The 1,578-nt window shown below is 66.5% G+C and carries 2 protein-coding genes; one reads left to right on the top strand and one right to left on the bottom strand.

The features are described from left to right. Nucleotides 1–31: 31 nt before the first annotated feature. Nucleotides 32–1,273 (bottom strand): IS630 family transposase, encoded by a 1,242-nt coding sequence (locus DPA01S_RS15955; RefSeq protein ID WP_232303219.1) that lies wholly within the window; start codon nucleotides 1,271–1,273, stop codon nucleotides 32–34. On the opposite strand from DPA01S_RS15955, the gene DPA01S_RS15950 reads away from it, so the two are divergent. Further along, on the top strand, nucleotides 1,272–1,578 hold a 307-nt coding region (locus tag DPA01S_RS15950), incomplete at its 3' end, for a hypothetical protein (RefSeq protein ID WP_061917898.1). The genes DPA01S_RS15955 and DPA01S_RS15950 overlap by 2 nt on opposite strands.

The following is a 1,578-nucleotide window of genomic DNA, read 5'->3' as shown; positions in this document are numbered from 1 at the left end:
CTAGTGGGCATCTCCGTTAGTTCGTCGGGGGTCATGCTGCGCGGAGGGTGCCGTCGTTGTTGAGGCGGTCGAGGTGGCGGTTGAGGTCGTCGCGGGTGTACTTCCAGCCGAACGGTTCGGCGCTTCGGTTGTAGCGATCCTGGAACGCGAGGATGCGTGCGGCGAGATCGTCGAGGTCTGCGAAGTCGCCGGTGGCGATGGCTTTGCGCTGCAGGATCGAGAAGTAGATTTCGACCTGGTTGAGCCACGAGGCGTGCACCGGAAGGTGCACCAGGACCGCGTTGGGAAACGCATGACGCATCCGGTCTTTCGAGGCCTGACCTGCGTGGGATGAGCCGTTGTCGACGACCCAGAACACTCGCTTCGCGGATGCGTATGGCTCTTGGGTCATCACCTGCTCGACCAGTTCGGTGAACGGGGCGATCCCTGTCTTGGGTGCGGTCATCCCCATCACGCGGGCCTGGTGGACGTCGTAGGCGGCGAAGTAGGCCAACGTCCCACCGCGGCGGTACTCGAACTCCACGCGCCGCGGCTGACCGGGCCTGGCGGGAGTCTCGGCGTGACGGCGTTTGAGGGCTTGGAGCTGTGATTTTTCGTCCGCACTGATGACGTACTCATCGTCGCCGAGAGCAACGCCGTTCCAGCGCCGGTGGTACAGGTCCAGCACCCGGGCGGCCTTGACGGCGAAGTCGGGGTCGCGGGGAAAAATCCACGACCGGTGCTGCCACGGCTTGATCGCATCTGCGGCCAGCCAGCGCCCGATCGTCGCCGACGCCACGGGGCGCACCAGCCCTGTGGCCACGGCGTGGGCTCTCAACTCGGCGGCCGACCATCTGGTCAGTGGCAGACCGTGGTCAGCCGGGCGCGTACACGCCAACGCTTTGACCTGGGCGACCTCGACGGGGGTGAACACTCGCGGTCGTCCCGAGCGGGGCCGATCTTTGAGACCCTCCAGGCGCTCGGTGCAGAACCGATGCCGCCACTGGCGCACCGTGTCTTCGCACACCCCGACCTCGCGGGCGATCGCAGCGTTGGCATCACCGGCAGCGGCCGCCAGGACGATCCGGGCTCGCAGTACATCGCGGTGCGCACAACGAGCAGCGTGCGCGCGGCGGGTCAGCACGTCGCGTTCTTTGCCGGACAGGATGACGATAACGGCGCTGGTGGGAGGCATGTTCATTTCTGACGCACCCAGCGGCGCCCGCCAAGCCGCCACGCCGGAACAAGCCGAAAGTCGAGGGCGAGAAACGGCGGCGGCGATGATGGAGACCATGGCCAAGATCCCCGACTCGACACAGACCTCACTGCGACAGAAACTCCTGGCCCGCGCTGCCGAACGGTGGCCCCAGATCCAGGCCCTGCACACCCGCTACCGGGCCGGATTCGCCTACATCGATGCCACCTTGACCGACGGGGACGAAGTCAAGCTCTGCCGACTGCGCTACGCCGGATCAGCCAGCCAGTGGGGTTTTGCGATCTACCGCGCCAGCCACGACGACTACCAGCAAGCCGCCCTGCCAAACGGATGGCCCTCAGGCACTCCCGCAGAAGCCCTCGACACCGCCTGCGGCCTCTATC

The organism is Dietzia papillomatosis NBRC 105045, assembly GCF_001570845.1.
Lineage (GTDB): Bacteria > Actinomycetota > Actinomycetes > Mycobacteriales > Mycobacteriaceae > Dietzia > Dietzia cinnamea.
The sequence above is the reverse complement of the archived record's forward strand: the minus strand, read 5'-3'. Positions and strand labels throughout refer to the sequence as shown.